Genomic DNA, 21,195 nt, shown 5'->3' on the forward strand with positions numbered 1-21,195 from the left:
TCATAACCATGTGCTGCGAAACCGGAATAGGTGCATCGCAATATATTGAGGGGTCATGACCAGTCAGCGCGAACAGGAAGCAGGCGAAGCCATCGCGCTGCGCATCGAGGTTGCCGGGCGTCCGCTCGCCCATCTCCGGCGCCGGTTGCGTGTCGTTCCGCACGATCTCGATGCGGTGCTGACCGGCGGGCAGGGCGACTTGCCGCCCGCCGGACGCGATGGCTGGCTCCTGCGCTCGCTGCCGAAGGCGCGGCTGGCGACGCTGGGCGATCGACTGAAAGGCTGGCTGGTTGTGGTGCGCCAGGATTATCCGCGCCATTTCATCGCGATGGAGCAGCTGGGCTTCGACGACTGGTGGCAGGGCTTTTCATCGAAGACGCGCTCGACGCTGTCGCGCAAGGCGCGGCGGCTGTCGGAGCAGTTCGACGGCGGATTTGTCGTGCGACCCTATCGGGCGGCCGGGGAAGTGGCCGAATTTATGGCCATTGCGGGCGCACTGTCCGATCGTACCTATCAGGCGAGACTGATGCAGGCCGGGCTGCCCACCGGCGAAGCCGATATCGCGCGGGCGGTCGCTGCCGCGGCTGCGGACAATGTCCGCGCCTTCCTGTTGTTCGCCGGGGAACGGGCGATTGCTTATCTCTATCTGCCGGTCGAACGCGGCATATTGGTCTACGCCCATCTCGGTTATGATCCCGAATTCGCCGAGCTCTCGCCGGGGACGGTGCTGCATGTCGAGGCGATGCGGATGCTCTACGCCGAGGAGCGCTTTCGCGGCTTCGATTTCACCGAAGGCGACGGCGCACACAAGGCGCAGTTCGGGCGCGCATCGGTCGCATGTGCCGACGTGCTGATATTACGCCCGACGTTGCGCAATCGCGCCGCGGTGATGGCAATGCCCGGCATCGACAGCCTCGCCGCACGCGGCAAAAATGTCCTCGACCGCTTCGGGCTGAAGGCAAAAGCAAAAGCGCTCATCCGCGGCTGACCAGCGCGATCCGGTCAATGCGGGATGGGGGCGTTACTTTCCCGCCGCAGGGCGCGCAATTTGGGCATCGCCATAGGCATCGGCGAGTTTGCTACCCTTGGCATAGTCGATCAGCAGCCGGAAATAGCCCGGGGTAAAGCGCGTCGAAACCCGGCGGCCGTCGGGTGTCGCTTCGAACTCGGTCATCCCGTGCTCGGCTTTGGGAAAGACGGCGAGGGTGATCGGTTTGCCGCTCTCGATGAGGCCGTTGATCCGCCGCGCGGTTTCGCCGACCGGTGCGTCGATATCCTGCCCGCCGAGCGCCCAGAGCTGCGGCACGGTCACCGCGCGGAGCGTCGGCATCGGATCATAGTGGACGGGCGTGCCGAATTTATAGACCTGCCCCTTGGTCCGGATTTCGTCGGCAGTCATGGCAAGGATGATGTGGGTAAAGTTGCCGTACACATCCTTGTACCAGGGTTCGCCGCGATAGCGGGCGCGCACCGCGTCGAACTCCTCGATGCCGTCGCTCATGCCGCTTGCGAAAATACGCGTTGCGGCAGCGCCGATCTCCTGCGCCTTGGCAATGACGTCGGGGCTATAGCCTTTGAGGCCCATCTGGAACGCAATCGCCTCGCGATCCTCGTCGGCGACCGACACGGCGAGGCCGAAGCTGACGATCAGGAAATCGACCTTGGTGCGGGTCGCCGCGAGCGGTGCGATCCAGCCGCCCTGGCTCGGTCCCTGAAAGCCGAAGCGCACGCCGCGTGGGCCCGCCATGCGACGCGCTTCGGCGAGCGCGGCGACAGCATCGTCGGCGAGGAGTGAAAAGACCTGGGTATATTTGTCGCCCGAGGCGCCCGTGCCGCGCTTGTCATAGACGAAGGCGCCGATGCCCGCGGCGGGGAGCATGCGCTGCAGCGCGTTGGTTTCGCGCGCCGAAGCGGGTTCGGCACCGTGAAGGAGCACGACGATCGGAACGGGGCCGTCGCCCGGCGGCAGAACAAGGCGGCCGACGAGCGGGGTGTCGTGGCTGGTAAAGCTCGTATCGCGCGTTTCGAGCGTTATCCGCCGTGCGATACGATCGCCGAACCGCATCGTGCCCGACGCGCAATCGCCAAAGGATATCTGCAGGCCATCGGCGCGATCGGTCCAGCCGGTGCTGCTCGCCCATGTCTCGCCGGCCTTGACCAGCTTCCCGCTTGTTCCGTCGATTTTCCGCCAGCGGAGCGTATCCGTCCCCGACGGTGCGATATCGATCACTTCGCCGTCGGGCAGGCGATAGACGCCAACCGTGCAATTACCTTCTGCCGCAGCTACGGGCGTCGCGAGCCAGAGCGCGGCGAACGCGAATGCTGCCGCCCCCCACTGTTTCCGAATCTCGCAACTGGCCGGTCGCTGTGTGTCGGGCATGCCTTATCCTGCAAAGCTGGTGCGGACGGCGGGACTTGAACCCGCATATCCAGAGGATGGCAGATTTTAAGTCTGCTGCGTCTACCGATTTCGCCACGTCCGCACGGCGCAATCGGTCAAGCCGATGGGCCGATGGAGGTCAAGCGATGTTTGCCGCTTCACGCCGTCCGGCGGCTCGGCTAGACGGCGTGACATGACAGCAGTCCTTGAAATTTCCGGCCTCGGGAAAACCTATAAAAGCGGTCACACAGCGCTGAGCGATGTCGACCTGACCATTAACAAAGGCGAGATTTTCGCGCTGCTCGGGCCGAATGGCGCGGGCAAGACGACGCTGATCAGCATCGTTTGCGGGATCGTGACGTCGAGCGTGGGGACAGTGACCGTCGCGGGGCACGATCATGCCCGCGACTATCGCACCGCGCGGTCGATGATCGGGCTGGTGCCGCAGGAATTGCACACCGACTCGTTCGAAACGGTGATGGCGACGGTGAGTTTTTCGCGCGGATTGTTCGGCAAGCCGCGCAATCCTGCGTTTATCGAGCAATTGCTGCGCGACCTGACGCTTTGGGACAAGCGCGATTCGAAGATCATGGAATTGTCGGGCGGCATGAAGCGCCGCGTGATGATCGCCAAGGCGCTTTCGCACGAACCCGAAATCCTCTTCCTCGACGAGCCAACCGCGGGCGTCGACGTCGAATTGCGCCGCGATATGTGGCAGATGGTGCACGGGCTGCGCGAGCGCGGCGTGACGATCATCCTGACCACCCATTATATCGAGGAGGCCGAAGAAATGGCCGACCGCGTCGGGGTGATCAGCAAGGGGCGGCTGATCCTCGTCGAAGAGAAGCACGCGCTGATCAAGAAGCTGGGGCGCAAGACGTTGACGCTCAACCTCGCCGAACCGCTGGGCGCGGTGCCCGCCGAGCTCGCCGACTGGAAGCTCGCGCTGGCAGGCGACGGGCACGAACTCGTCTATGAATTCGACAGCCAGGCCGAAGCGACGGGCGTGCCGTCGCTGCTGCGGCGGATGAGCGACATCGGCGTCGCCTTCAAGGATTTGCATACGAAGCAAAGCTCGCTCGAGGATATTTTCGTCGGGCTGGTGCATGAAACCAAGGGAGAGGCCGCATGACCGCGAACTGGCGCGGCGTGCGCGCGATCTACGCTTTCGAACTGGCGCGCTTCGGCCGCACCTTCTGGACCAGCCTGATGTTGCCGGTGATCACCACGGCGCTCTATTTCGTCGTCTTCGGATCGGCGATCGGCAGCCGGATGAGCGAAGTCGGCGATGTGCCCTATGGCGCCTTCATCGTGCCCGGTTTGATGATGTTGACAATGTTCACCGAAAGCATCAGCAACGCGTCGTTCGGCATCTATATGCCCAAATGGACGGGCACGATCTACGAGATGCTGTCGGCGCCGCTCTCGCCGCTCGAAACGGTGATCGCCTATGTCGGCGCCGCCGCGACGAAGTCGGTGATCATTGGAACAATCATCTTCGCCACCGCCCACCTCTTCGTCGACGTGCAGGTTGCGCACCCGCTGTTGATGGTCGCCTTCACGATCCTGATGGCGGTGACCTTTTGCCTGTTCGGCTTCATCATCGGCATCTGGGCGCAGAGTTTCGAGCAGTTGCAGGTCATCCCGCTGCTCGTCGTCTATCCGCTGACCTTCCTCGGGGGCGCCTTCTATTCGCTCGACATGCTGCCCGCCGCATGGCGGACGGTGACTTTGTTCAATCCCGTCGTCTATCTGATCAGCGGGTTCCGCTGGACCTTCTTTGGCAAGGGCGACGTGGGGATCGAGGTCAGCATGGGCGCGGTGGCGCTGTTCCTGACGCTGTGCCTCGGCGTGATCTTCTGGATGTTCCGGACGGGGTACCGGCTCAAGAACTGAGCGTGCAGGCAGCCGGACTGACGTCGAGATTTCAGCGAAGGCGGAAATCCCGACGAGCAGTCAAAACGATATTATGAGATCCCGGCTTTCGCCCGGACAATGGTCGGGACGCGGGCGAGCGATCAGTCGTTCAGGCGCTCGCGCATTTCCTTGCCCGGTTTGAAATAGGGCACGTTTTTCGCCTTCACGTCGACCGAGGCACCCGTCCGCGGATTGCGGCCGGTGCGCGAGTCGCGCGACCGGGTCGAGAAAGCCCCGAAACCGCGGAGTTCGACGCGGCCACCCGCTGCGAGTTGGTCGACGATGGAATCGAAGAAAGTGTCAACGATCCGCTCGATTTCCTCGAGCCTCAAATCGCTGTTTTCGTTCGCGATCTTTTGAACCAGTTCTGACCGGATCATCTGCTTCCCCTATTATAAATCACGCTTCTCCCACCGAAGCAGGCGCCCGGTCGTTGCCGGTCCATTTTGCGTGAGACCCCTCCCAACGCGCGGAGAAGGTATCATGAATCGCGTTTCGGTCAAAATATATCAGGACAAGAAAAAGGCCCGCAGAGGGACACTCTGCGGGCCTTTCATTTTGCCTGGCGGCGGAAGGAGATTAGTCCTTCTTGCCGGCCTTCAGCGCTTCGCCGAGGATGTCGCCGAGCGAGGCACCCGAGTCCGACGAACCGTACTGCGCGACAGCCTGCTTCTCTTCGGCGATCTGCATCGCCTTGACCGAGAAGTTCGGCTTTTTCGAACGGTCGAAGCCGATGACCATCGCATCGAACTTCTGGCCGACCTGATAACGCTCGGCGCGCTGCTCGTCGCGGTCGCGGCCAAGGTCGGCGCGCTTGATGAAGCCGGTGGCGCCATCGTCGCCAGCCTGAACTTCGAGGCCGTTGTCGCGAACTTCGAGGACGGTAACGGTGATGACGTCGTTCTTCTTCACCGAGCCAGTCGCAGCGGCGCCGCCGCCAACGGCCGGAGCACCCTTTTCAAGCTGCTTGATGCCGAGGCTGATGCGTTCCTTCTCGACGTCGACGTCGAGAACGACGACCTGTACGGCCTCGCCCTTGCGGTGGAGGTGCAGCGCTTCTTCGCCCGAGATGCCCCAAGCGATGTCCGACATGTGAACCATGCCGTCGACGTCGCCCGGCAGGCCGACGAACAGACCGAATTCGGTTGCGTTCTTGACTTCGCCTTCGACGACCGAACCGACCGGATGCGTGTCAGCGAACGCGCCCCAGGGGTTCGACTGAGCCTGCTTGAGGCCCAGCGAGATGCGGCGCTTGTCGCTGTCGACTTCGAGGACGATGACGTCGACTTCCTGGCTGGTCGAAACGATCTTGCCGGGGTGGACGTTCTTCTTGACCCACGACATCTCGCTGACGTGGACCAGGCCTTCGATGCCGGCTTCGAGTTCGACGAATGCACCGTAATCGGTGATGTTCGTGACCGTACCCGACAGCTTCGCACCGACGGGATATTTGGCGGCAACGCCTTCCCAAGGATCGCTTTCGAGCTGCTTCATGCCGAGGCTGATGCGCTGCGTGTCGCGGTTGATGCGGATAATCTGGACGCGGACGGTGTCACCGATGTTGATGACTTCGCTCGGGTGGTTGACGCGCTTGTAGCTCATGTCGGTGACATGGAGCAGGCCGTCGATGCCGCCGAGGTCGACGAACGCACCATAATCGGTGATGTTCTTGACGGCGCCTTCGATGATCTGGCCTTCTTCGAGGTTCAGGATCAGGCCCGAGCGCTGTTCGGCGCGCGTTTCTTCGAGGATGGCGCGGCGCGACACAACGATGTTGCCGCGGCGACGATCCATCTTCAGGATCTGGAAGGGCTGCGGCAGGTCCATGAGCGGGCCAACGTCGCGCACGGGGCGGATATCGACCTGCGAACCCGGAAGGAACGCCACCGCGCCGCCGAGGTCGACGGTGAAGCCGCCCTTGACGCGGCCGAAGATGACGCCTTCGACGCGGGCTTCCTTGTTGAATTCTTCTTCCAGGCGGTCCCAGGCGGCTTCGCGGCGGGCGCGATCGCGGGACAGCATGGTTTCGCCATTGGCGTTTTCGACGCGGTCGACATAGACTTCGACTTCGTCGCCGACATTGATGTCGGCCTTCTGGCCCGGCATGGCGAATTCGCGAAGCGGCACGCGGCCTTCGCTCTTCAAACCAATGTCGATCACTGCCAGGTCGTTTTCGATCGCGGTCACGGTGCCCTTGACGACGCGGCCTTCAAAGCCGCCGTCGGCACCACCAAGCGATTCATCGAGCATCGCGGCGAAATCGTCGCGCGTCGGGAAAGCCGTAGTGGCCATAGATGTGTTTCCTTACTTCATTTGTTCCGGCCAAGCGGTTGGTTCCGCTGGTCTTAATGGCCGATCTGCCATGCCCGCCGGATGCGGAGCGCGGCATCCTTCGGACCCTTAACCGGCAAGCCATGGACAAACCAAAATGGGCGCGGCGGGTGCGTCCCGTCACGCCCGACGCTCGAATTTGAGCGGCGGTCTGTCCATGCCTCGACCTGCAATTAAGCCCGTCGGACGGCGCGCATATAGGCAGGAAGGCCCGCGAAAGCAAGGTGGAAAGCCCGTCTAGGCGTGGGGCTTCCGGCGCTCTTCGACGAAGGCGATGGCGGCGGCGAGCGCGGTGTCCTTGTCCATGTTCGTGTTGTCGAGGAGCATCGCATCGGTGGCCCGCAGCAACGGCGCGTCGGCACGGCCGGTATCGCGCGCGTCGCGGGCATGGATGTCGGCGAGCACCGCGTCGAAGCTAACATCGACGCCGCGCGCTTGCATCTCGGCATGCCGGCGGCGCGCGCGTTCGTCGGCGTTTGCGGTGACGAACAGCTTGGCATCGGCGTGCGGTGCGATGACGGTGCCGATGTCGCGTCCGTCGAGCACTGCGCCGCCCGGCTGATTGGCGAAATCGACCTGACGCTGGAACAATGCGGCGCGAACCTGCGGGTGGATCGACACGCGGCTGGCGAGGCCGCCGGTCGTTTCGTAACGCAGCGCCGGATCGTCCAGCAGCGCGTCGGGGAAGTCGCACGCCGCCAGCGCATCGGCGGCCTTGTCGGCGTCGCCATGGTTGAGCTGTGTCTGGTAGCCGACCGCGCGATAGAGCAGGCCGGTATCGAGCACAGGCAGGCCGAAATGCGCAGCGAGCGCCTTGGCGATGGTGCCCTTTCCCGACGCGGTCGGGCCGTCGACGGCGATGATCATCAGTTCATCTGGAACGCGTCGATGCGCGCGCTCGTCAAACGGTTACCGGCACCGAACAGCAATTTGATCCAGCCGCCATTTTCGAAAGTGCCGCCGCACGAGGCGATGCCTTCGCCTTCACCGGCCTTGCCGGGTTCGAGGCAATCGATCGCGACTTCGGGCAGGAATGCGCGCACTTTGGTCAGGACGTCGCTCCGGGCCCGCGCGGTGCCGATATTCAGCGCGGCGATATTGCGGTTTCCAAGCATCGCGACGTCGACCGTCTTGATCGCCAGCGTATCGCCCGCGAAAATATGGTGCACTCCGGCCTCATCCTCCCACTCGCAGGCGATGCCCTCGTCGTCGTCGCAAACGTCGCCGTTAGTCAGCCGCCCGACCGCTTGCGGTGTGCCCGGCAGATTCAGCGGATAGCGCGAGAAGCTGGCATCGGCGCGGTCGAACGGATCGGCGATGCGTTGGTCGGCCTGTGCGGTCCCGCTACCAAGGCCAAGGAACAGGGCGGCGGCTATCGCTGCGACGGGCTTGAATGTCATTGCTCGTAAACCTCTAAAATAGTCTCGGAATCGAGATTGCGTCCTGTCATGGTCGAAGCGTCTCGTCGATGACGATGATCACAGGCTTCCCTGCAACTGCGCCAGCAGTGCTTCGAAATTGGGGAAGCTTGTCGCCACCGGAGCGATGTCGTCGACCGTGACCGGCGCGTTGCTGACGAGGCCGGCGACCGCGAAGCTCATGCAGATGCGATGGTCGAGGTGGCCGGCGATGGTTGCGCCGCCCGCAAGCGGGTCGCCGCCGGTGCCGTCGATGATCAGACCGTCTTCGGTCTCTTCGACGCGCGCGCCGATGGCGGTCAGGCCGGTCGCCATCACCGCGATACGGTCGCTTTCCTTGACCCGCAGTTCGTCGAGGCCGGTTGTGACGGTGCGCCCTTCGGCGAACGCGGCGGCCACGAAAAGGACCGGGAATTCATCGACCATGCTCGGTACGACCGCGGGGTCGACGTCGATTCCCCTCAGCATGCTGTGACGGACGCGCAGGTCGGCAACGGGTTCGCCGCCGACGGTGCGGGCATCCTGCAGTTCGATGTCGCCGCCCATCTGCTTGAGAACGTCGACGAGGCCCGCGCGCGTCGGGTTAAGCCCGACATTGGCGATGACGACATCCGAGCCGGGGACGAGCAATGCCGCGACGATGAAGAAGGCGGCGGACGAGGGGTCGCCGGGAACGACGATCGTCTGGGGCTTCAGTTCTGCCTCGCCAAGGATGCGAATATGGCGCGTGCCGTCGGCGTCGACTTCGACGCTGAGGTCGGCGCCGAAGCCGCGCAGCATGCGCTCGCTGTGGTCGCGGGTCGGGACGGGCTCGATCACTTCGGTGATGCCGGGCGTGTTGAGGCCCGCAAGCAGTACCGCGCTCTTGACCTGCGCCGAGGCGACGGGGAGGCGGTAGGCGAGGGGGATGGCGGGGGCGAGGCCGCGCACCATCAGGGGCAGGCGCCCCCCGGGCGAGGCGCTGATATCGGCGCCCATCGCGCTCAGCGGGTCGATCACGCGGCCCATCGGCCGGCCCGACAGGCTGGCGTCGCCGACAAAGGTCACGGTGATCGGGTGGCTCGCGACAAGGCCCATGAGCAAGCGGGTCGAGGTGCCGCTGTTGCCCATGTCGAGCGCTTCGCGTGGCTGGAGCAGTCCGCCGACCCCGACGCCATCGATGCGCCATTCGCCATCGTCGCGGCGTTCGATGGTCGCGCCCATCGCCCGCATGGCCGCGGCGGTGGCAAGCACATCATGCCCCTCGAGCAGCCCGGTGACGCGGCTTTCGCCGACCGCCAGAGCCGAAAGCATCAGCGAGCGGTGCGAGATGCTCTTGTCGCCGGGAATCGCGATCCTGCCTTTGAGCGGAACGGAAGCGGAAAAGCTGCGCGGCGTGGCGGTTTGATCGATCATGGCGTGGGGCTTTTGACAGCGGCCTTGCAATCTGGCAAGGCGCACGCCGATTTGATGGATGCCGTGCAGGTAACCGTCGCTTTCCAGAAATTCTAATCTCTTTCCAGAAGGTTATGAGGAATTTATGATAAAGGCTGAATGGGGCACGAAGCGTAGCTGCCCGAAATGTGCCACCCGATTCTATGATTTGACCAAGGATGATCCGATCAACTGCATCAACTGCGGTTATAACTGGATCCCGGAATCGGTGCTGAAATCGAAGCAGCCGATGCCGTTCGAGCAGATCGAAAAGCCCGGCAAGGTCGTCAAGGAAGAGATCGTCGTCGACGAGGATCTGGATCTGGACGTCGATGTCGACGAGGACAATGATTCGCCCGACAACGACGTCGACCTCGGCGGCGACGACGATCTGGGTGTCGCGACGGCGGACGACGACGACGTCGAAACCTGATATTTTTCGTGAGGGGCCAAAAAAGGCATCGCAAGATGCATTTGGCCCCTTGCATAGACCGCCCGCACTGTTAAAGGCGGCAACCCGATCGCACCACCCAGAGGGTGATCGGCAGAAATGGTACGGGGCCTTAGCTCAGCTGGGAGAGCGCCTGCATGGCATGCAGGAGGTCAGCGGTTCGATCCCGCTAGGCTCCACCATTTCCTTCACGGCTCCAGCCGTATCTCTCCAAAGATGTCCTTGAGCAGCGTCTCGGCGGTAGCGAGCGCAATCGGCGGCGCCTTGTCCGCGAAGGGCTTGCCACGCACCGCATAGTTGAGCGTGTAAATCGTATCGCTGTCGCGAAAGATCAGGATGAAGTCCTGCTCGCCCGCCCCCGCGAGCGCTTTCGGATAGGCGCCCGGGGGCAACGAGGCGCAGCCGTTGATCACCAGCGATCGCTTGAGCTGGCCGGCGAGCGGTCTTTCGCCATTGTCCTGATAGATCGGCCCGACCTTGCACGCTGCGGGATAAAAGGCCTGCCGCGCGATCTGCGCCGTCGGCAGCGGCGAGGTGCCGAGCCCGCGATAGGCCTGGATCGTCACCAGCCGCGTCCAGTTTGCGACCGTCTCACCCTTCGGCACATATTCGATCAGCCGGTTGGTGCCGTTATCCTGGTCGTTCGCGCGCGCCATGTCGGCGGGAAGCGTGAAGCTCAGCGTGCGGGCGTAGAGCGGGACGGTTTCGGCGACGGCGCTGGCGGCATGGGGCAGGGCCAGCAAGGCAAGCGCCAGTCCGGTGACGATCCGCTTCATGCCATGCTCCTTGGATGCTGGCCGGTGCGGCCCTTGCTATTCGGCCGCGTCTTCCTTTTCGAAGAGCGGTTCCATCTTGATCGGGTCGGCCAGCGTGATGCGGTCGAGGATCGATGCGGTGTCGTCGCGGACTTTCAGCATCAAGCTGCGCATCCGGCATTCGGATTCGGGCAGGCAATTCTTGCAATGTTCGTGCGCGTTGCGCGCGGCGCAGGGCACGAGCGCGAGCGAGCCCCGCGTCAGGCGTACGAGGTCGCCATAGCTGATGTCGATCGGAGGGAGCGCGAGCTGATAGCCGCCGTCGCGTCCGCGCTGCGAAATGAGCAGCCCCTCGCGCGCCATTTCCGACAGGATCACGGTCAGGAATTTCGGCGGGATATTCTGCGCGTCCGCAATATCCGCAAGCTGGACCTGCCCCTTGCCCCAATGGTCGGCAAGATGCTGGAACGCACGGATCGTATAACGGGTTTTCTGCGAAAGCATGCGGCGTTACTGTGACATATTCAGCGTTAATTCAACCTGTCTGGATGACATATCTTGCACGGTTGATGAAAATCACAGCGGATGGCATGAACCATCCCTATAGCGGTCGCGCCATTGCCCGGTTTCGGGCGCCGCAAGGGTGGATAATATGATGCGTAAAATATTGGCGACTCCCGCAGTGATCGCGGCCTGCCTGCTCGCGGTTGCGCCGGCACAGGCACAGTTCGGCAGTTTGCTCCGCAAGGTGACGACGCCTGCACCCAAGCCGAGCGAGGATGGCAATGGCGGCTGTCCCAAGGGCAAGAAGGGCAGCAGCATCGGCCGCAATATATTGGGCAATGTGCTGAACGATGCGGTCGGCGATGCCGCCAGCAAGGCCGGCGTCTACAGCTATGTGCCGATTTCGGAGGTCAGCGGGACGCTGACCGACGCTATCGCGTGCAAGCTCGATCCCGCCGAACAGGTGCAGGCAGCGGCGGCGACCGAAGAGGTGACCCGCGGCGAAGAGGTCGGTGCGACGTCTAACTGGACCAGCGCGACGCGCCCCGAAGTGAGCGGATCGTCGACCATTGCGGCGCGGAACGATCTGTCCGACGGGACGCGCTGCATGAATGTCACCGACATCGTCATTGTCGAGGGCGAGGAAACGCGCGTCAGCAAGAAGATGTGCAAGGAACCGGGTGCTTCGCGCTATGTCCTTGCCGCGTAAACTTGCGCGTGCCGCGCTGGCGGCGGGCCTGCTGGCGAGCCTGACCGGCGCCGCAAAGGTCAAGGTCGACCCGGCGAACCCGACCTGTCCGCTGACCCCCGACTGGTCGGCCAATACGACGATGCAACTGACCCCCGTCGTGAAGGGCGGCACCAAGGTGCTGCTGGCGGAGGGGCGGATCGACGCGGGCGTGCCCGACCGGTTGAAGGCGGCACTGACGGCCAATCCTGATGTGAGCGAAGTGTGGCTGCGCTCGCCCGGCGGCGACGCGCGCGCGGGCAATGCGGCAGGGCGCATCATCCGTTCGAATTTTGGCCTGACGACGCGTATCCCGGCGGGCTGGGCGTGTTTCAGTGCGTGCAACTTCATCTTCATGGGCGGCCAGCCGCGCGTGATCGATCCGGGCGGGCTGTTTATCGTCCATATGTTCACGCGCACCGGCGATCGCAGCGCGATCGACATGAGCGTCGCGATGGGCACCGATGCGACCAAGGAGCTGATCGGCGACATCGAGCAGGACGCCGCCTTGCTGGCGAGTGAGGACAATGATTTCCTGATTCGCATGGGGGTGTCGCGCAAGTTGCTGACCGAAGTCATGTACCAGCAAAAGGCGCTGGCCAACGCCGAGGACAAGTCGACGCGGCGGTGCCTGACACAGGCCGAGGTCAAGACCTATAACGTTGCAAATAACAACGAATAGGATAGGCTCGCTCCCAAAATCAGGAGAGGCTGCCATGAACGAGATGACGCACGATCACGCCAAGTTCCGGTCGATGATCGACGGAACACAGGAAGATTGGGACATTATCGCGCGCGAGCAGAAGGAGTTCGCGCCGAACAATGGCAAGCGGATCCTCGATCATCTGAAGCTGCTCGGCGGCGATTATGGCGGCTTTCCGGTCGACCGGCTCGAGCATTGCCTGCAAACCGCGACGCGCGCGCACCGCGACGGCCGCGACGAGGAATATGTCGTGATGGCGCTGCTCCACGACATTGGCGACACGCTGGGCGCGTTTAACCATCCCGATGTCGCAGCCGCGATCCTCAAACCCTTCCTGTCCGAGGAAAATTTGTGGATCGTCCAGCACCACGGGATTTTCCAGGGCCATTATTTCTTCCACTATCTCGGGCTCGACCGCGACATGCGCGACCAGTTCCGTGACAGCCCGCATTATGCGGCATGCGCCGAATTCTGCGAGAAATATGACGCGCCGGCGTTCGACCCCGATTATGCCAGCGAACCGCTGGAATTTTTCGAGCCGATGGTGATGCGGCTTTGCTCCTATCCGCGCACCAGCATCTACAAGAAGGTGATGGTCGAGGAAGCGGCGGAATAGGCTGACTTCGGAACGCATCTCAATTCCGTTCGCATCGAGCGAAGTCGAGATGCCCATCGGGTGCGCGCCGACGAGGGGTGTCTCGACTTCGCTCGACACGAACGGATCGAGAAGTGATTACTTCCCCTTGAATTCGACCTTCCGCTTCTGGACAAAGGCCATGATGCCTTCGACCGCATCGGCGCTGTTGCCCGCGATGAACTGGCCCTTCGCCTCGGCGTCGAGTGTCTCCGGATAGCTTTGCGAAAGACCGTCGCGCAGGATCTTGCGCATCGTGCCGAGCGAGACTGTGGGGCCGTTCGCAAGGCGCGCGGCGAGCGCGCGGGCCTCGGTCAGGAGATCGGCATCGTCGACGCATTTATAGACCATGCCCCAGTCGGCCGCCTGCTCGCCCGAGATTTTCTCGCCCAGCATCATCATCTGCGTCGCACGCGGCAGGCCGATCAGGCGCGGCAGCAACCACGACGAACCGCCGTCGGGGACGAGGCCGATGTTGACGAAGGCCTGAAGGAAATAGGCGCTCTTGCCCGCGATGGTGAAATCGCCCGACAGCGCGAAGCTGCACCCGACGCCCGCCGCCGGGCCGTTCACCGCGGTGACCACCGGAATGTCGAGGTTCGCGAGCGCGAGCAGCATCGGGTTGTAATGGTTGCGGAGTGCTTTGCGGCTGTTCGCGCCGCCGCCGACCGCCGACGCGGTGCGATCGCCGCCCAGATCGGCGCCCGAGCAGAAGCCGCGACCCTCGCCGGTGATCAACAGCGCGCGCGCGCCGAGGAGCGGCAGATAGTCGAGCGCCGAACGGATATCGTCGGCCATCGCCGGCGGCATCGAATTCAGCCGGTCGGGCCGGTTGAGCGTGATCGTCGCGACATGGTCGGCGATGTCGAGCTTGATCGTGTCGAAGGTCGGAATATCGGTCATGGGGAAGAATCCTCTCGCGGCAGCTTTACCTTTACGTTCACGTAAAGTTGTGACTCATTTGAAGAGGGAGCGCAAGAGGGAAGGGGGGGCGGCGAGGCGTCCGGTCCCGACCGGTTGCGGATCTTCCTTTCCCCGTCATCCCGGACTTGATCCGGGATCTATGACGACGGTGCAGCTATGGATCCCGGATCAAGTCCGGGATGACGAAGGTCTGAATTGGACCAAGAGTTGCTGTTCCCCGGCGAAGGCCGGGGTCCAGGGCGCAACCAGCAGACATCTGCTTTACTAACGCTCTGGGCCCCGGCCTTCGCCGGGGAACAATATGGCGGCTCACGACCGAAAGGCGACCTCTTTGCCCGTTCGCATCGAGCGAAGTCGAGATGCCCATCGGCACGGCACAAGGACGAAGGGTGTCTCGACTTCGCTCGACACGAACGGACGCGGGAAGCTTCCGAAAGCGTCCAGCCACTACCTATCGACCATCGTCACCCCGGACTTGATCGGGGGTCCATGACGACGGTGCAGCCATGGATCCCGGATCAAGTCCGCGGTGACGAAGCGAAAGAAGCGACCAGCCGCTCCCAAGCCGACATGGCACCTCCAAAAAATCGCTGTCCTACATTATCCGGCTGTGCCAGCCTTCATCCCGGCTCTTTGATTTGGTGGGTAAATGGGGGCGCTGCCAGGCGTGCGGGTAGGGCCACGGCGGGGCGTGCCGAGCACGTCCAGCGCGCTGCGAGGCCCAAATCGGACGATGCACAGGGCTGAACTTTCCTGAACTTTGGAATTATGACGTGGTCCATGCATCGACCGAGTCCCGGATCGAACCCGGGATGACGAAAGAAGGCAATGGCGGTTTATCGCCCCAAAGCCGCTGCTACTCCCTGCCCAGCCGCACGAACCGCATATCGCCCTCGGCGCGGTGGAGCGTCACGCCGCGTTCGGTCTTTTCGATGCAGGCGCCCTCGAAATCGACCACGCCGATGTCGTTGGGAACGATGATCATGCGCAGCTTGCCGCCGTCGGCTTCGGTCAGTTCGTACCGCGGCGCGGCGATGCCGTAGATCGGCTCGCGCACCTCGATCCAGCGCGGGATCCGCTTGTCGTCCTCGGGCATCGTCCAGCCGTAAACCTGGGTATAGTCGTCGATCGGATCGCCGCTGTCGAAGCCGATCGTGAAATCGACCCCGGGGATGCCCCTGCCGTTGGGCCATGTGACGAGCAGGGTGGGCACGGTGCCCTCCTCCTCGAGGAGCGCGCCTTTTTCGAGGGCGGGCGGCACCGGCTTGGGGTCGGTCGTCAGGCAGACCATCTCGCCGCGCACGTCCCAGCGGCCCTCCGCGCGCTCGTCGAGCGCACCGGCCGCGAGCATATATCGGAAGCGGCCGTCGCTCCGGATCAGCAATCCCCCACCGACATCGGGACCTTCGGCGAGGCTATATTCGCCCACAAAGGGCGAATCCTGCGCGGTGGCAGGGGCGGCGATCAGCGCGGCGGCGAGGAGAAGGCTTCGCATGGGAGGATCATGCGTCCGGTACGGCGCCGACGCCAGCCCTTTCCACTTGCCCTGCCACCTGCTAACCGCCCGCGCCATGTCCCAGAAGCATCCCGACCGCCGTACCTTCGCCATCATCTCGCATCCCGACGCGGGTAAAACGACGCTGACCGAGAAATTGCTCGTCGCGGGCGGTGCAATCCATATCGCAGGCGAGGTCAAGGCGCGTGGGCAAGCGCGGCGCGCGCGCTCCGACTGGATGAAGATCGAGCAGCAGCGCGGGATTTCGGTGACCTCGTCGGTGATGACTTTCGAACATGCAGGGCTCGTCTTCAACCTGCTCGACACGCCGGGGCACGAGGATTTCAGCGAAGACACCTATCGCACGCTGACCGCGGTCGACAGCGCGGTGATGGTGATCGACGCCGCGAAGGGCATCGAGCCGCAGACGCTGAAGCTGTTCGAAGTGTGCCGCCTGCGCTCGGTACCGATTATCACCTTCATCAACAAGGTCGACCGCGAGGGCCTGCCGCCGTTCGAACTGCTCGACGAGGTTGCCGACCGGCTTGCGCTCGACGTCTGCCCGATGAACTGGCCCGCGGGCATGGGCGGTCAGTTCGAGGGCATCTACGATCTGGTCGACCCGGCGATCATGAAATCCAGCGGCGACGCCTCGCGGATGTACGAAGGCCACCGCGCCAAAGTCGCGGGGCTCGACGACCCGGCGCTGGCGGCCGAGCTTTCGGACCGCGCACTGGCGCTGCTCAGGGAAGAGACCGAGCTGGCCTCGGCCTGCTACGCACCGTTCGATGCCGGGGCGTACCGCAATGGCGACCTGACGCCGGTCTATTTCGGATCGGCGCTGAAGGAATTCGGCGTCATCGACCTGCTTTCGGCGCTGGCCAACCATGCGCCGGGGCCGCAGTCGCAGCCCGCCGAGCCCGCGCCGGTGCAGCCGGGCGACGATGCGGTGACCGGGTTCGTGTTCAAGGTGCAGGCGAATATGAACCCCGCGCACCGCGACCGCATCGCTTTCATGCGGCTGTGCTCGGGCAAGTTCGAGCGCGGGATGCGGTTGATGCAGGGCGGGACGGGCAAGGCGATTGCGATCAGCCGCCCGATGCTGTTCCTCGCGCAGGACCGCGAAATGGCCGAGGAGGCCTTCCCCGGCGACATCATCGGCATTCCGAACCACGGCACGCTGCGCGTCGGCGATACGCTGTCGGAGCGGACCGACATCACGATCACCGGCCTGCCGAACTTCGCCCCCGAACTGCTGCGCCGCGTCGCGCTCGTCGACCCGACGAAAACCAAGCAGCTCAGGAAAGCGCTCGACGACATGGCGGAGGAGGGGATCATTCAGGTCTTCTACCCCGAAATCGGTGCGAACATGATCGTCGGCGTCGTCGGGCAGCTGCAGCTGGAAGTGCTGATCAGCCGGCTCGACGCCGAATATAAGGTCGAGGCGAAGCTGGAGCAGTCGCCGTGGGACACCGCGCGCTGGATCGCAAGCGACGATGCCGCTGCGCTCAAGGCATTCCAGGCCGATCACCGCGGCGCCGCCGCAACCGACCGCGACGGTGCGCCGGTATTCATGGCGAAGGACGCGTGGGAAGTCGGCTATGTGACCCAGCGCCACCCCGCGATCCGCTTTACCGCAACCAAGGAACGGCGCTTCGCTCCCGTAACCTGACCTTTAGCGATGCGGTCGAACCGTCTCGATGACCAGCCATGGGCCCGTGCCGTTGTCAAAACCTCCGCTGATATATTCGTCGACTGCGGTAATCTTCCAGGGTGCGGATGACAGGTAAAAGGCCCGCAGTTCGGAGAGCGACGGATAGTTGTAATAGCGGCCTGCGCCGTCGCGCCCTTCCTGCCCACCACTCTTGTAGGTCGCGAAATGGAGACCTCCCGGTTTCAGTGCCCTGAATATCTGCGCCAGCACGCCGGGCAGTGCCGGTCGCGGGATGTGAATCAAGCTCGCGCTCGCCCAAACGGCATCATAGACGTCGATTCCGTCGATTTCATCGAAACGCCTGACGGCTACGCTCTGGCCGAGGCGTTTGCAAGCAGTTGCTGCAATGGCGGGAGAGGCTTCTATCGCATCGACGACAAAGCCGCGATCCAGCATCGCGCGGGCATCCAGTCCACCGCCGCATCCCGCGTCCAGAATATATGATTTGGGTGCGAGTCCGTCGAGAAAACGGTCGAGGTGACGATTTCGCCCGCCCGGCCCGCTAGCGGTATAGATCGGCGCCGACTCGGCATAATATTGCAGGGTTGCCGGATCGAAAGCCGGCAGGGGATGAGGGGAGATGCTCTTGCTCATGCGCTAAGCTGGCAGCAGGGGCGGCCCCGATCCATGCCGCTGGTGATCAAATCAGGCTGAGCAGATCGGCGGGCGCCACGGCTTCGTCTTCGTCATCTTCTTCGCCCTCGAACTTGCTCAGGGTCACGCCGAGCAGGCGGATGCCCTGTTCGGTCGGGAGCAAGGGTGCGAGGATCGCTTCGCCTGCGGCGAGTAGCGAGGTGCCGTCGAGGATGGGCAAGGGCACCGACTTCGCCCGCGTGATCGTCCTGAAATCGGCGTAGCGCAGTTTCAGCGTCACGGTGCGTCCGCGCGCGCCTTTCTTGGCGGCGCGGTCCCAGACGACAGTGCAGACATGCGCGAGCGCCTCGCGGATTTCGATATCGGTGATCAGGTCGTTGAAGAAGGTCCGCTCGCCGCCCAGCGATTTCAGCGGCCGGTTCGACTTGACGCGGCGATGGTCGATCCCCCGCGCCAGATTATGGAGCCACTCGGCGCTGTTACCGAAATGGGCCGCAAGCCACATCGGGTCTTTTTCCGCGAGGTCGGCGCCAGAAAAGACCCCGAGCCCCTCCATTTTCGCTGCCGTTACCGGGCCGATGCCGTGGAAGCGGCGTATCGAGAGCGTCTGGACAAATGCGGCGCCTTTGCCCGGCGGAATGATCGTGATCCCGTCGGGTTTGTTCTGGTCCGACGCGAGCTTCGCGATGAACTTGTTGTACGAGACACCTGCCGACGCAGTAAGGCCGGTTTCGGCGCGGATGCGTTCGCGGATCAATCTCGCAGTTGCTGTCGCGCTGCCGAGTCCGGCCTTGTCGGTGCTGACGTCGAGATAGGCTTCGTCGAGCGAGAGCGGTTCGACCTCGTCCGCATAGTCGTGGAAGATCGCACGGATCTGATGCGAAACCTCGCGATAGGCCTCGAAGCGGGGCGGGACGAAGATCAGGTCGGGACATTGGCGTTTCGCGGTGATGCTCGGCATCGCCGAGCGGACGCCGAATTTGCGCGCTTCATAGCTGGCGGCCGCGACGACGCCGCGCCGCGACGAGCCGCCAACCGCGACCGGCTTGCCGCGCAGTGCCGGGTCGTCGCGCTGTTCGACCGATGCATAGAAGGCATCCATATCGACATGGATGATCTTGCGGACCGGGGTGTCCGCCGCGTCGTCGGGGCCTTGGTCATCGCCGTCTTGCACGGCATTGGTATAGCATGTTGCCAAGATGTTCTCAATACCGTGCCACGGTCTCGATGACGGGGGCGCTTGACGGCGGGCGGGCAAAATGGCAATCGCCGCTCACCTTGGAGACGCGGGTATAGCATAGTGGTAATGCTCTAGCCTTCCAAGCTAGCTAGGCGGGTTCGATTCCCGCTACCCGCTCCAAGGGCACGGACCCCGCCTATGAAAAGAAACGGGAAAGGCTTCGTGCAAAGGTCTTGGCCGAAGACATCTTCACCGGAATCGAGAAGGAATATTGCTACAAGCTCCGCCGCGATGGTGACAAGGCGCGGGCGCCGGCCACGGCGATAGATCGAGCCGATCGACGTTCTTGCAGCAGTTCGAAAGATCGAGGCCAGAGGGAAGTTGGAAAGCGCGCGGCGGACGCTGCCACTGGCGGGTGCCGTATTTCGCTCCCCTCAATGCGCCAAATTCACTTCCCGGCGAAACAGGTGTGGAAGGCCGGACCCCGCGCGGCACCCCGATCGATCTGCCGCCGACCAGCCTTTCCGGGCCATCGCGGTCGCGGGGGCCTGGATCGCGGCTCCGAGGGGCCGGGCTTGCGATAGCTTGGCTTGAAGTCCATCGTCCTGGCCCTCAAGGATTATTCGGACACCTCGCCGAAGAAGGCGAGCATGCGATGCCTGATTTCAGGCTCGAGCCGGACGAAGCTGCGACGGCCGTCGAGCGGGTCGGGAGCACGGACGAGAATTTGCGCATCGCAAAGCTTCTGCGCGAGCCGGAGTGCGCTGCTCATCGGGATGCTGGCGGTAACGCAGAGCGAAGTGATCGAGAGATCCTTGCCTTCGCATTCGTGGAGGAAGAGGTCGAGAAGCATTTCCCATGCGGGCTCGCCGAACAGGTCGGGCGTGCCGATGAGCTGCTTGCGAAGGATACGGCGCCGGATCGTGCTGCGGACATTCTCGAGGACAGCATCGGGCGCGGCCTTACGCCCGAAGCTTCGCAGCGTGAGCTCGTCGGCGGGACATATCTTCGTTCGGGCCAGAGGCTCTTTTACGATATGATGCAGATGCGCGGCGGTCACGATGATATGATCGAGAATCTCGATGTCGAGTGACTGGCCGATTTCGGTGAGCCGCCGGGTGACGCGAAGATCGTCCGCGCTCGGGGTCGGGTCGCCGCTTGGATGATTATGGATGAGAATCATCGCCGCCGCGTTGAGCTCGAGGGCGCGCCGGAACAATGTTCGCGGATAGATGGCGAGCTGCGCGAGCGAGCCGCTTTGCAATTGTTCGTCGGCGATCAGGCGCTGCGTTCCGTCGAGAAACAGGATGCGCAGCACCTCGTCGGGCAGCGATCCCATCGATGTGAGAAGATATTGGCGAAGCTTCGGATGAAAGGGATCGATCGGGATGCCTGCAAGATCTCCGTGCATCGCCGCGATCATCATGTCGCGGGCCTGGTGGAGAAGGTCCGCGATCGGCGCCCCGGGAGCCGAAATGCGGGCCAGCGTTTCGGGAGGTTGGGCAAGAATCCGGCTCAGGCTCCCGAACTCGCCGAGAAGCCGTCCGGCTAGGGCTTCGCTGTCCTGGCGTCCGATCGTCGCGAGAAGTTTCGCCAGGACGGATCGTTGCCGTTCGCTTTCAGGCGAGCCTGATGGCGCCAGGTTGCCACGATGAGCAGCGGAGGAAGGAGCCATGAGGAAGCAACCTGCATCGTGAGATAGACAACTGGGTTCATCGCGACATCCACCGCCCGGCTGAAATGGGCGAGAAGCGGCAGAATGTGCAGCACCGCTGCGATCATCGGCCAGAAGCGATGGGCGACCAGCGCGAGGGCGATGGTGGCCGCGGCGCCGAACAGGTCGAGCGCGAGATAGCCGAGATCGAGCGAATGATAGACCACGGAGCCAAAGGCGGCGAGGAGCCGGTCCCAGATCACAATCGTCAACGCGATGCCGACCATCGCGCGTTCTGGGCCGCCTCCGCGCCATGCGGCGTAGCCGAGAGCGGCAGCGAGGAAAGAGACGAACAGGGCGATCCGCATGTCCGTCACTATCCATGCGGGTCGCTCCCGGTC

23 protein-coding genes and 3 tRNA genes are annotated in these 21,195 nt (G+C 63.6%); 11 read left to right on the forward strand and 15 right to left on the reverse strand.

Features of this window, described 5'->3' with window-relative positions:
• The first annotated feature begins 55 nt into the window (after positions 1-55).
• On the forward strand, positions 56-988 hold the full coding sequence (locus AC07NV_RS15960; RefSeq protein WP_495167371.1) for a GNAT family N-acetyltransferase: 933 nt from the start codon (positions 56-58) through the stop codon (positions 986-988).
• 33 nt (positions 989-1,021) lie between these two features.
• Here the strand turns inward: AC07NV_RS15960 and AC07NV_RS15965 are convergent, their stop codons facing one another.
• Together AC07NV_RS15965 and AC07NV_RS15970 are read right to left on the reverse strand one after the other, a co-directional pair.
• Positions 1,022-2,380: an alpha/beta hydrolase family protein gene (locus tag AC07NV_RS15965; protein WP_495167372.1), complete on the reverse strand. Its 1,359-nt coding sequence runs from the start codon at positions 2,378-2,380 to the stop codon at positions 1,022-1,024.
• A gap of 17 nt (positions 2,381-2,397) precedes the next feature.
• Positions 2,398-2,483 (reverse strand) — tRNA-Leu (locus AC07NV_RS15970).
• Between the two features lie 90 nt (positions 2,484-2,573).
• Here AC07NV_RS15970 and AC07NV_RS15975 point away from each other — a divergent pair.
• Both AC07NV_RS15975 and AC07NV_RS15980 read left to right on the forward strand, forming a co-directional pair.
• Positions 2,574-3,512, forward strand: coding sequence for an ABC transporter ATP-binding protein (locus AC07NV_RS15975; protein WP_495167373.1), 939 nt, complete (start codon positions 2,574-2,576; stop codon positions 3,510-3,512).
• A complete protein-coding gene (locus AC07NV_RS15980) occupies positions 3,509-4,276 on the forward strand; it encodes an ABC transporter permease (protein WP_495167374.1) in 768 nt (255 codons plus the stop codon). The genes AC07NV_RS15975 and AC07NV_RS15980 overlap by 4 nt, the downstream gene beginning before the upstream one ends.
• Before the next feature lie 122 nt (positions 4,277-4,398).
• Here AC07NV_RS15980 and AC07NV_RS15985 read toward each other — a convergent pair whose 3' ends face one another.
• The 5 genes from AC07NV_RS15985 to aroA form a co-directional block, all read right to left on the reverse strand.
• Positions 4,399-4,677, reverse strand: coding sequence for an integration host factor subunit beta (locus AC07NV_RS15985; protein ID WP_495167375.1), 279 nt, complete (start codon positions 4,675-4,677; stop codon positions 4,399-4,401).
• Between the two features lie 199 nt (positions 4,678-4,876).
• Complete coding sequence (gene rpsA, locus AC07NV_RS15990; RefSeq protein WP_495167376.1) at positions 4,877-6,589, reverse strand: 30S ribosomal protein S1; 1,713 nt, start codon at positions 6,587-6,589, stop codon at positions 4,877-4,879.
• Positions 6,590-6,865: 276 nt separating this feature from the next.
• Positions 6,866-7,495 carry a (d)CMP kinase gene (locus tag AC07NV_RS15995; RefSeq protein ID WP_495167377.1) on the reverse strand — a complete coding sequence of 210 codons (630 nt, stop codon included), beginning with the start codon at positions 7,493-7,495 and terminating at the stop codon, positions 6,866-6,868.
• A complete protein-coding gene (locus AC07NV_RS16000; RefSeq protein ID WP_495167378.1) occupies positions 7,495-8,028 on the reverse strand; it encodes a hypothetical protein in 534 nt (177 codons plus the stop codon). The genes AC07NV_RS15995 and AC07NV_RS16000 overlap by 1 nt, the downstream gene beginning before the upstream one ends.
• Positions 8,029-8,106: 78 nt before the next feature.
• The gene (gene aroA / locus AC07NV_RS16005) at positions 8,107-9,441 is read right to left on the reverse strand and encodes a 3-phosphoshikimate 1-carboxyvinyltransferase (RefSeq protein WP_495167379.1); all 1,335 of its coding nucleotides are present in this window, start codon (positions 9,439-9,441) and stop codon (positions 8,107-8,109) included.
• A gap of 124 nt (positions 9,442-9,565) precedes the next feature.
• Here aroA and AC07NV_RS16010 point away from each other — a divergent pair, with 124 nt between their 5' ends.
• Positions 9,566-9,892 carry a TIGR02300 family protein gene (locus tag AC07NV_RS16010; RefSeq protein WP_495167380.1) on the forward strand — a complete coding sequence of 109 codons (327 nt, stop codon included), beginning with the start codon at positions 9,566-9,568 and terminating at the stop codon, positions 9,890-9,892.
• A gap of 124 nt (positions 9,893-10,016) precedes the next feature.
• Positions 10,017-10,092: transfer RNA gene (locus AC07NV_RS16015), tRNA-Ala, on the forward strand.
• A 6-nt stretch (positions 10,093-10,098) separates the two neighbouring features.
• On the opposite strand, the gene AC07NV_RS16020 is transcribed toward AC07NV_RS16015, so the two are convergent.
• Positions 10,099-10,686, reverse strand: a complete 588-nt coding sequence (locus AC07NV_RS16020; RefSeq protein ID WP_495167381.1) for a hypothetical protein — start codon at positions 10,684-10,686, stop codon at positions 10,099-10,101.
• Positions 10,687-10,722: 36 nt separating this feature from the next.
• A complete protein-coding gene (locus tag AC07NV_RS16025; RefSeq protein ID WP_495167382.1) occupies positions 10,723-11,169 on the reverse strand; it encodes an RrF2 family transcriptional regulator in 447 nt (148 codons plus the stop codon).
• A gap of 148 nt (positions 11,170-11,317) precedes the next feature.
• On the opposite strand from AC07NV_RS16025, the gene AC07NV_RS16030 reads away from it, so the two are divergent.
• From AC07NV_RS16030 to AC07NV_RS16040, 3 genes are read left to right on the forward strand one after another with little or no spacing between them, the layout of a single operon-like run.
• Positions 11,318-11,878, forward strand: a complete 561-nt coding sequence (locus tag AC07NV_RS16030) for a hypothetical protein (protein ID WP_495167383.1) — start codon at positions 11,318-11,320, stop codon at positions 11,876-11,878.
• Positions 11,862-12,578, forward strand: coding sequence for a COG3904 family protein (locus AC07NV_RS16035; RefSeq protein WP_495167384.1), 717 nt, complete (start codon positions 11,862-11,864; stop codon positions 12,576-12,578). Before AC07NV_RS16030 ends, AC07NV_RS16035 begins: the two co-directional genes overlap by 17 nt.
• A gap of 34 nt (positions 12,579-12,612) precedes the next feature.
• Entirely contained in the window at positions 12,613-13,215 is a 603-nt protein-coding gene (locus AC07NV_RS16040; RefSeq protein ID WP_495167385.1) for an HD domain-containing protein, read from the forward strand.
• Between the two features lie 117 nt (positions 13,216-13,332).
• Here the strand turns inward: AC07NV_RS16040 and AC07NV_RS16045 are convergent, their stop codons facing one another.
• Positions 13,333-14,136, reverse strand: a complete 804-nt coding sequence (locus AC07NV_RS16045; protein ID WP_495167386.1) for an enoyl-CoA hydratase-related protein — start codon at positions 14,134-14,136, stop codon at positions 13,333-13,335.
• An 877-nt stretch (positions 14,137-15,013) separates the two neighbouring features.
• On the reverse strand, positions 15,014-15,652 hold the full coding sequence (locus tag AC07NV_RS16050) for a hypothetical protein (protein WP_495167387.1): 639 nt from the start codon (positions 15,650-15,652) through the stop codon (positions 15,014-15,016).
• A gap of 76 nt (positions 15,653-15,728) precedes the next feature.
• Between AC07NV_RS16050 and AC07NV_RS16055 the strand changes: the two genes are divergently transcribed.
• The gene (locus AC07NV_RS16055) at positions 15,729-17,324 is read left to right on the forward strand and encodes a peptide chain release factor 3 (protein ID WP_495167388.1); all 1,596 of its coding nucleotides are present in this window, start codon (positions 15,729-15,731) and stop codon (positions 17,322-17,324) included.
• Between the two features lie 3 nt (positions 17,325-17,327).
• Here AC07NV_RS16055 and AC07NV_RS16060 read toward each other — a convergent pair whose 3' ends face one another.
• Positions 17,328-17,960 (reverse strand): class I SAM-dependent methyltransferase, encoded by a 633-nt coding sequence (locus tag AC07NV_RS16060; RefSeq protein WP_495167389.1) that lies wholly within the window; start codon positions 17,958-17,960, stop codon positions 17,328-17,330.
• 46 nt (positions 17,961-18,006) lie between these two features.
• A complete protein-coding gene (dinB, locus tag AC07NV_RS16065) occupies positions 18,007-19,134 on the reverse strand; it encodes a DNA polymerase IV (protein WP_495167390.1) in 1,128 nt (375 codons plus the stop codon).
• Positions 19,135-19,246: 112 nt separating this feature from the next.
• Here dinB and AC07NV_RS16070 point away from each other — a divergent pair.
• Positions 19,247-19,320, forward strand: a tRNA-Gly gene (locus AC07NV_RS16070).
• A 183-nt stretch (positions 19,321-19,503) separates the two neighbouring features.
• Entirely contained in the window at positions 19,504-19,734 is a 231-nt protein-coding gene (locus AC07NV_RS16075; protein ID WP_495167651.1) for a hypothetical protein, read from the forward strand.
• Positions 19,735-19,759: 25 nt separating this feature from the next.
• Here the strand turns inward: AC07NV_RS16075 and AC07NV_RS16080 are convergent, their stop codons facing one another.
• Together AC07NV_RS16080 and AC07NV_RS16085 are read right to left on the reverse strand one after the other, a co-directional pair.
• Positions 19,760-20,566: a JAB domain-containing protein gene (locus AC07NV_RS16080; protein ID WP_495167391.1), complete on the reverse strand. Its 807-nt coding sequence runs from the start codon at positions 20,564-20,566 to the stop codon at positions 19,760-19,762.
• A gap of 122 nt (positions 20,567-20,688) precedes the next feature.
• Entirely contained in the window at positions 20,689-21,162 is a 474-nt protein-coding gene (locus AC07NV_RS16085) for a hypothetical protein (RefSeq protein ID WP_495167392.1), read from the reverse strand.
• Between the last annotated feature and the right edge of the window lie 33 nt (positions 21,163-21,195).

Source organism: Sphingopyxis sp. GW821-FHT10B01, from assembly GCF_059415685.1.